7 protein-coding genes are annotated in these 7868 nt (G+C 53.9%); all 7 read left to right on the top strand.

All coding sequences use genetic code 11. The features are described 5' to 3' along the window. Positions 1–123 precede the first annotated feature (123 nt). The 7 genes from H598_RS0122235 to cas2 are packed head-to-tail and all read left to right on the top strand — an operon-like array spanning position 124 to position 7720. Positions 124–2433: a CRISPR-associated helicase/endonuclease Cas3 gene (locus H598_RS0122235; RefSeq protein WP_035416465.1), complete on the top strand. Its 2310-nt coding sequence runs from the start codon at positions 124–126 to the stop codon at positions 2431–2433. 12 nt (positions 2434–2445) lie between these two features. Continuing rightward, entirely contained in the window at positions 2446–3108 is a 663-nt protein-coding gene (gene cas5c / locus H598_RS0122230; RefSeq protein WP_028114979.1) for a type I-C CRISPR-associated protein Cas5c, read from the top strand. Then, a complete protein-coding gene (cas8c, locus tag H598_RS0122225) occupies positions 3105–4883 on the top strand; it encodes a type I-C CRISPR-associated protein Cas8c/Csd1 (protein WP_028114978.1) in 1779 nt (592 codons plus the stop codon). The genes cas5c and cas8c overlap by 4 nt, the downstream gene beginning before the upstream one ends. A 3-nt stretch (positions 4884–4886) precedes the next feature. Next, positions 4887–5768 (top strand): type I-C CRISPR-associated protein Cas7/Csd2, encoded by an 882-nt coding sequence (cas7c, locus tag H598_RS0122220; RefSeq protein ID WP_028114977.1) that lies wholly within the window; start codon positions 4887–4889, stop codon positions 5766–5768. Between the two features lie 2 nt (positions 5769–5770). Then, entirely contained in the window at positions 5771–6391 is a 621-nt protein-coding gene (gene cas4 / locus H598_RS0122215) for a CRISPR-associated protein Cas4 (RefSeq protein WP_035416463.1), read from the top strand. Next, the gene (cas1c, locus tag H598_RS0122210; RefSeq protein WP_028114975.1) at positions 6388–7410 is read left to right on the top strand and encodes a type I-C CRISPR-associated endonuclease Cas1c; all 1023 of its coding nucleotides are present in this window, start codon (positions 6388–6390) and stop codon (positions 7408–7410) included. The genes cas4 and cas1c overlap by 4 nt, the downstream gene beginning before the upstream one ends. Before the next feature lie 16 nt (positions 7411–7426). Then, a complete protein-coding gene (gene cas2 / locus H598_RS0122205; protein ID WP_028114974.1) occupies positions 7427–7720 on the top strand; it encodes a CRISPR-associated endonuclease Cas2 in 294 nt (97 codons plus the stop codon). Positions 7721–7868: the final 148 nt, after the last annotated feature.

Below are 7868 nucleotides of genomic sequence, written 5' to 3'. Positions count from 1 at the left end.
ACTCCAGTCATTTTTGATTTTCATGATCTGCGGCAAGTATCACTCGCTTGTCAATTTGATACTTTAAGTCTTTCTTATCAATTAAATAGCTACTAAAGCCTGCCTAGGCAGCAGAGCGAGATCATGGAGGTGATCGGTTTGTTGCAACGGGAGATTGCCCATGCAGTACAAGATGACCAGAGAAGGTGGCGTGAGCCCCATCTGTTGCAAGATCACCTTTCCAAGGTGTCGGCACTTTGCGCTTCCTTTTTGAGCAATGATAATGCTCCATGGGGTGAGCTGGCAGGGCGTTGGCATGACCTAGGAAAGTACCAAGCTGCGTTTCAGGATTACATACGTACTCAAAGCGGTTTTGAGCGCCAAAATGCCCATATTGAAAATGCTGATCAGAGTGCTCAAAGAGTCACTCACTCTACCGCTGGGGCTATGCATGCTCAGGTGCAATTGGGGCCAGCATATGGATCATTGCTGGCGTATGTCATCGCCGGTCATCATGCGGGCCTGCCAGATTGGAGTGGTGGGCGAGCCGGTCTTAGTTATCGTCTGGGCGAAATTGGCCCTGCGGAATATCAAGCGAGCATCGCTGCGACCATACCATCGGAGATCTTGCAGGGGGAATTACCGAGCAAACCCACAGCGCTGGGCGATCCTGATGCCTACGCCATTTGGATACGCATGTTGTTCTCTGCACTGGTGGACGCCGACTTCCTGGATACCGAGTCCTACATGCAGCCTGAGCAATCTCAGCAGCGAGGCGCTGCGCCTTCAATGGCTGATCTCAGAGAACGCTTTGATAGCTGGATGGCTAAGCTACGACTCTATGCAGAGGACACACCTCTTAATCGAGTTCGTAGCACTATCTTTGATGCCTGCATCCAAGGCGCAGAAGGCCCATCGGGCATTTTCAGCCTGACGGTACCCACAGGTGGCGGTAAGACCTTGGCTAGCCTCGGCTTTGCCCTTGAACATGCTAAACGACACAACAAACGTCGAATCGTCTATGCCATCCCCTTTACCAGCATCATTGAGCAGAATGCTCAGGTGTTTCGCCAAGTGTTGGGGGACGATGCGGTGTTAGAGCATCACAGCAACCTGGAATGGTCCGACACCAGAGAGAGTGCGCGCAGTAGGCTGGCTAGTGAGAACTGGGATGCGCCTTTGGTGGTTACCACTAATGTTCAACTGTTTGAGTCGCTCCACGCCAGCCGTACCAGCCGCTGTCGCAAACTGCACAACCTGCAGGATGCGGTAATCATTTTGGACGAAGCTCAGCAGCTTCCCAAAGAGTTTCATGCCCCCATCGTTCGCAGTATGCAGGCTTTGTCTCGTCACTTCGGGGTGACCTGGCTTCTGTGCACGGCAACCCAGCCTGAGTTAGGGACCCAGCGTGAAGCAGTCAGCAATCGCACTCTGTTACAGGGGCTGGAACGGGTGACAGAGTTGATGCCAGATCCTGGTGAGCTGGCACAAAGGCTTAGGCGAGTCGAGGTCAGTTTACCAAGTCGGGATGAGAAGATTTCCTGGGAAACTCTGGCGGAACAACTGCTGACACACAACTGCGTTTTGGCCATCGTCAGCACCCGCAAAGAGGCCAGGGAGCTGTTCTTGAGATTGCCCGATGATGGTAATACTTTCCACCTCTCGGCGCAGATGTGTGCTGAGCATCGAAGCCATACACTGACACTGATCAATGAGCGCCTCCAGGCTCGACGTGAGGGTGAGGACAACCGGCCACTTCGGGTAATTTCCACTCAACTGATCGAAGCTGGTGTGGATGTGGACTTTCCGGTGGTTTATCGGGCGATGGCGGGGTTGGACTCCATTGCCCAGAGCGCTGGGCGCTGTAATCGGGAGGGCAAGTTATCCGGTCTTGGCAAGGTCGTAGTGTTCAACCCGCCCTCGCTGCCACCGCCGGGGTTTCTGCGCCATGCCCATCAGTCCACCATGGCGTTAATCCAAGCGGGTCATCTTAATGACCCGCTTGCACCGGAGTCATTTAGACGCTACTTCCAAATGCTCAATCAGACTGGCAGCCGCGATGCCCATGACATCAATGCACTACTCAGCCCAGCTATCGATGGTGCCACTGGTTCGGTGACTTTGAAGTTTCGCGAGGCGGCCAAGCGTTTTCGACTGATTGACGATGCTGGCGTGGCAGTGGTTGTGCCATATCACCCTGAAGGTGATATCGAGCAGAGTCCCATTTATGGCTGGTTGACTGCTCTGGAGCAGAACCCAATGCAACGGGCTTTGCTGCGCAAGCTACAGCGCTATACGGTGACCCTGCCGGAGTACTTTGTGCAGGGGTTGCACAGGCTGGGGGCGGTTCATGTCCGGGCAGGGCTATGGGTACTTGAGGGCTGCCAATATCGGCTGCAATTTGGGATTTGCCCACCAGAGGTGCTGCTCAGCGCCGAAGCATCAATTTGTTAACAGGAGATGTGAATGGGATTTTGTATTGAGGTACGGGGGGAGTTTGCCTGTTTTACCCGGCCAGAGCTCAAGGTGGAGCGGGTCAGCTATGACATCATCACTCCTTCGGCGGCTCGCAGTTTGTTTGAGGCGATCTTATGGAAGCCTGCCATTCGTTGGCGTATCCGCAAGATTGAGGTGCTCCGCCCCATTCGCTGGTTTAACTTGCGCCGCAATGAACTGGGGAATGTGGTGCCAGTAAATAGCGTCAACGCCGCCCGTAAAAACGGCAGTGGCGCATTAGGCTGTTACATCGAAGAGGAGCGTCAGCAGCGGGCCAGCCTGTTGCTGCGGGATGTGGCGTATCGCATCCACGCTGACTTTGAGCTGACCGACAAAGCGGGCCCAGCAGACAGTGCCGCCAAGTTTGCTCAGATGTTTCGCCGCAGAGCTACCAAAGGTCAGTGCATCAATCAGCCCTATCTAGGCACCCGCGAATTTGCCTGTGCCTTTTCTCTGGTGGAGGAGGGGACCCTGACCGAAGCAGCCATTGATGACAGCCGGGATCTGGGTTGGATGCTGTTTGATATGGACTTTAGCGATCCAGTCAATCCTCAGCCTCTGTTTTATCGCGCCACCATGCACCAGGGTGTGGTGCAGGTGCCCTTGCCAGAGAGCGCGGAGGTGCGGGGATGATTCTGCAAGCACTATGTGATTACTACCAGCGAAAGAGTCAGGACAGCGAGTCGGGGTTGCCCGCCAAGGGATTTGAGCTCAAGCTCATCCCCTTTGTGATCGTAATTGATGATCAGGGGCAGTTTATTCAGTTGAAGGACACCCGTGAATCCAAGGGCAAAAAGCTGGTGGCTCACGCTTATATAATTCCTCAAGCCAAAAAGCGCACTGGAGCAAAGTCTTACGAGGTGGCTAACCTGCTGTGGGATCATGTCGGCTACCTGCTGGCCCAGCCTAAGTTGGAGAAACCGGACCAACCCGTCAGCGACAAAGCTCAGATCCTGGCGGAGAACCAGTTTGCCAGTTTTGTTTCCCAGACTGATGCCCTGGCCGAGGCGCTGCCTCATTGCGACGACATTGTCGCCGTTAAGACGTTTTTGCGAAGGCCAGAGCAACGCCAGCGGGTGTTGGACGATCCGCTGTTTGCCGAATGTCTGAAGATCCCCGGTTGCAACATGGCGTTCCAGCGCATAGGCCTATCGCATCTGTGTTGTCAATCCGATGCCATCCAGCAATGGGTTGCCACCGGCACCAGCGACGGGGAAGCCGGAGTGTGCTTAGTCAGTGGCGAGCACCAGCCCATCGCCCGGTTGCACGATGGCATTGGCCAGATAGTCGGTAAGCCTGCCCCGCTGGCCTCCATCAATGCCCCGGCGTTTGAATCTTATGGCAAGAAGCAGGGAGCCAATTTCCCGGTGGGAGAGCAATCGGTGTTTGAATACGCCACCGCCCTCAACCACCTGCTGAGACCGGACTCTCCGCAAAAGCTCTATCTGGCAGGTACCACCTTGGTGTGCTGGTCTGAGGCCAGAGCCCACCCCCTAGAGTGTGATTTGACTGCCTTGCTGGCTTCTCACTCTGATAACCCGGATCGGGACACCGATAAGGTGATAGAGCATTACCGCAGCCTGGCCAACGGTGCATCGCAGACCCCTGATGACAACCTCAGGTTCTATGTGCTGGGTTTGGCACCGAATGCTCCCGCCCGAATTGTGGTGCGCTTCTGGTTGTCCGACACCGTGGCCACCATAGGGGCGCGCATCGGCCAATGGTTTGATGACCTGGAGATGGTGGGAAGAGAGCAATTTGGCTATCCGTCCCTGTACCGTTTGATGACCAGCACCGCTCTGCTGCACAAGGCCGATAATCTGCCGCCCAATTTGATGGCGGAGTTCTATTTGGCGGTGCTGCAGGGACAGGCCCTGCCCGCCACCCTCTATCAGGGGGTGATTCGCCGTATTAAGGCCGAACGTGGCCAGGTGGATTACACCCGAGCCTGTTTGATTAAGGCCTGTTTGAACCGCAGCAGTCGTCAGCGCGCTGCGTCATCGCTATCTCAAGGAGAGTTTGCTATGTCATTGAATATTGAAGAGCGGCGCATTGGCTATTGTCTGGGGCGGTTGTTCGCCGTGCTGGAGAAGCTTCAGGGCGAGGCCCAAGGGGACACCAACAGTGGCATTCGGGATCGCTACTACAGCAGTGCCAGCTGCACTCCCTCTGCGGTCTTTGCCACGCTGATTCGCTTGTCTACTCACCACCTTAAGAAGTTGAATCCGGGGCGTCGCGTCAACCTGGAGAAGCTTATTGGTGAGATCACCGGCTACATAGCTGATTTCCCAACCCACTTGAACCTGGAGCAGCAGGGGCAGTTTGCCCTGGGCTACTACCACCAAAGGCAGGCGCTGTTTACCAAAGGCGATGCTCAACCAAACACCACCGAACACCAAAAGGATTGAACCATGGAACTGCAAAACCGTTACGACTTTGTACTGCTATTCGATGTCAAGGATGGCAACCCCAATGGTGACCCAGACGCGGGAAACCTGCCAAGATTGGACGCTGAAACCGGCCAGGGGCTGGTGACCGATGTGTGTTTAAAGCGCAAGGTGCGCAACTTTGTTGAACTGGTAAAGAGTGACGAACCCGGCCATCAGATTTACGTTAAAGAGAAGGCGGTGCTGAACCAGCAGCATGAACGGGCCTATGTGGAGATCGGTGCTGAAGAGTTGCTCAAAGGTGATAAGAAGCGTAAAGGCGGAGACAAAGTCGCCGAGGCGCGTCAATGGATGTGCAAAAACTTCTTTGATGTGCGCAGTTTTGGGGCGGTGATGTCCACCGGGGTCAATTGCGGTCAGGTGCGCGGGCCGATTCAATTAACCTTCTCGCGTTCGGTTGACCCCATTGTTAGCAGTGAGCACAGCATTACCCGGATGGCGGTGGCGACGGAAAAGGAAGCGCTGGCACAAGAGGGCGATAACCGTACCATGGGCCGCAAGTTTACAGTGCCCTATGGCCTTTATCGTTGTCATGGTTTTATCTCTTCTCATCTGGCAAAGCAAACCGGTTTCAACGAGCAGGATTTGGAGCTGTTCTTTACTGCTCTGGAGCAGATGTTTGATCATGATCGCTCTGCCAGTCGTGGCGAGATGGCACCCAGAGCCCTGTTGGTGTTCAAACACAACAATGAGCTGGGCAATGCTCCGGCCCACAGCCTGTTTGACCGGGTGTCGGTTACCCGGAGCAGTGACGGGCCTGCCCGCAGTATCGGTGATTACCAGCTCAATATCGATGAGAGCAATTGGCCTGCAGGTGTGGAGTTGTATCAGCGATTGCTGTTCTAACTATGAGCGATCAACGGTGGATTCCTCTGTCGGCATTGCAGCACTATGCCTTCTGCTCGCGCCAGTGTGCTTTGATCCATAACGAGCAGGCGTGGGCAGACAACTACCTGACTGCTCATGGGAACCTTCTCCATCAAAGGGTGGACAGCGGTGAACCGGAAACTCGAAAGGGGGTTCGCTTTGAGCGGGCCGTGCAGGTGAGTGCTCCCTCTCTACGCCTAATTGGTAAACTGGATCTGGTGGAGAGGGAGTTGGCATCGGGGCGTCTGACGCCTGTTGAGTACAAGCGAGGTCGCCCCAAATCCGACCGTAGTGATGAAATACAGCTGTGTGCTCAGGCATTGTGTCTTGAAGAGATGCTGGGCATATCGGTGGACTCTGGTGCCCTATGGTATTGGCAAAGTCGACGGCGTGTGGCTGTCCTCCTGGACTCAGAGCTGCGAGCACAGACATTTGGCGTTATTGCTCAGGTCGCAGCGCTGCTGGACAGTGGTTTTACGCCCGAGGCCTGTTTCGACGGCCGATGTCGAGCCTGCTCTCTAGTGGAGCTGTGCCAACCCAAATGGTCTTCTGAGGATGTCTCTCTGGACTACCAGCAAGCTCTATTCAAGGAGGAGCAATGAAGCCGCTGCAAAACTGCTTATACATCACTAAGGAGGGGGCTTACCTGCATAAAGAGCGGGAAACCTTGGTTGTCGATCAGAGGCTGGATGGCAAGGTCACTAAACTGATGCAACTGCCCATCCATTCCGTGGGGGCTATCTTTTGTTTTGGTCAGGTCATGGTGTCGCCCCAGGTGATGGGGTTTTGCGGTGAGCGGGGGACATCACTGGCATTCTTTGATCGCTTCGGCCGTTATCAGGCCAGAGTTGTAGGGCAGCAGCAGGGTAACGTCTTGCTTCGCCGGGCACAGTTTGATTTTCCCGAAGAGAAGCAACTGTCTTTTGTCAAAGCGGTTGTTGCGGCTAAGCTTCAGTCATCAAGGGCGGTGTTGCAGCGTCATTTAAGAAACCATGGTCATAGCACAAGGGTAGATACCGCCATTCGCCGTTTGCGACAGATTGTTGAGTCTTTGCCCGTGCAAAAGAGCATTGATTCAGTGCGTGGGTTTGAGGGGGAGGGGGCTCGTCACTATTTTTCAGCCTTCGACACACTGATCACCGCAGAAGGATTCGAGTTTTCCGGGCGTAATCGTCGTCCTCCAATCGATGCAGTTAATGCTCTGTTGTCGTTTTTGTATTCGTTGTGGGGCAAAGAGGTCAGTGGAGCCCTTCAGGGAGTCGGCCTGGATCCACAAGTGGGTTGGCTGCACGCTGAGCGACCTGGCAGAGACAGCTTGGCGCAGGATCTGCTTGAGGAGTTTCGTGCTTATGTGATCGATCGGTTGGTACTGACCATGATCAATCGCAGGCAGATAAAGCCCGATGACTTTGATACTGCCGTATCTGGTGCTGTATCTTTGACTGATGCAGGACGCAAGCGCGTATTAGCTGCTTACCAGGCGAAGAAGCTGGAGACAATCACCCACCCATTTCTGCAGGAGTCGGTGGCTATAGGTTTGCTCCCCCATATTCAGGCAATGTTGTTAGCTCGCCATATTCGAGGCGACCTTACGTGTTATCCGCCGTTTTGTATTCGCTAAAGAGGGAAATGAAACCATGATGGTCTTATTAACCTATGATGTTTCTATGGCGGATGCGTCGGGCCCTAGACGGCTACGTAGACTGGCGAAAGTATGTCTTGATCACGGCGTTCGAGTTCAGTTCTCGGTGTTTGAGTGTGATATTGGTTATGAGCAATGGCCCTCGTTTAAAGCAAAAGTATTGGAGATTATCGACTCCGACGTCGATAGTGTACGGTTTTATAAGTTAGGGAAAAATTGGCGCAAGCAGGTGGAACACTATGGAGCCAAACCTTCGCTAGATATCTTCAAAGACACACTTATTCTCTGAGCGCTAACCACGAGTTTTCATCATTTCTCTAGCCGGTTAGCGATAGGATTATATCAATTAAAACATAACCTTAAAGATTTCCCTTTGGGGCTGCTTGAGTTAAACACATTAATTTGTACCGGTTAGCGAAATATGCAATATTTCAGTA

Source organism: Ferrimonas kyonanensis DSM 18153, assembly GCF_000425405.1.
GTDB lineage: Bacteria > Pseudomonadota > Gammaproteobacteria > Enterobacterales > Shewanellaceae > Ferrimonas > Ferrimonas kyonanensis.
Note: the sequence above shows the minus strand (reverse complement) of the source record. Positions and strands in the feature narration are given on the sequence as shown.